Origin of the sequence: Pseudomonas sp. MWU12-3103b, assembly GCF_023100615.1 — a bacterium.
Classification (GTDB): Bacteria; Pseudomonadota; Gammaproteobacteria; order Pseudomonadales; family Pseudomonadaceae; genus Aquipseudomonas; species Aquipseudomonas putida_A.
The window spans coordinates 1-712 of the sequence record NZ_JALMEY010000044.1 but is presented as its reverse complement, the minus strand read 5'-3'; the positions used below and the strand labels follow the sequence as shown (position 1 = coordinate 712).

Genomic DNA, 712 nt, shown 5'->3' with positions numbered 1-712 from the left:
GAAGACCGAGTTCGGTGATGACGGCTCGACGCTGGTCACCGCCTACGCGCGTGATGCGGCCGGGCGCTTGCTGCTGAAAACCCTGCCGGACGGGGTTGAGGTGGCTTACACCTACGACCGCCTGGGGCGTTTAAACGGTGTTGATGACGGCCAGCAACATCCGCTGGCCTTTGAATACGACCGGCAGGACCGGCTGATCACCGAGCATCAGGGCTGGGGCACCCTGCGATACACCTACGACGCCTGCGGCCAGCTCAAGCGCCAGCGTCTGCCGGACAACAGCAAGCTCGATTACCACTACGCCAAGGGCGGCGCGCTGACCGCCATCGACCTCAATGGCACGCGGCTGAGCAGCCACGTCTATCAATCGGGTCGCGAACAACAACGCCAACAAGGCCTGCTGCGCAGCGATTATGCCTACGACGATCAGGGACGTTTGCTGGCCCACGCTGTAGGCCATCAGCACGACTCGCTGTATCGCCGGGATTATGCCTACAGCGCCAACGGCAATCTGGAGCACATTGCCGACAGCCGCCACGGCCAGCGCACCTACGGCTACGACGCCCTCGACCGCTTGATCCGCGTGCGCCACTCGCGCGACGAACTGCCGGAATCCTTCGCCCACGACCCGGCCGGCAACCTGCTGATGCAGGATCGTCCCGGGCCGACCCGGATCAAGGGCAACCGCCTGCTGATGCAGGGCGATCGCCAT

Annotated in this window: 1 pseudogene; it reads left to right on the top strand. The window is 64.6% G+C overall.

What is annotated here, in order from left to right:
* Window positions 1-712, top strand: a pseudogene (locus M0808_RS28390) (type IV secretion protein Rhs); the annotation flags it as partial.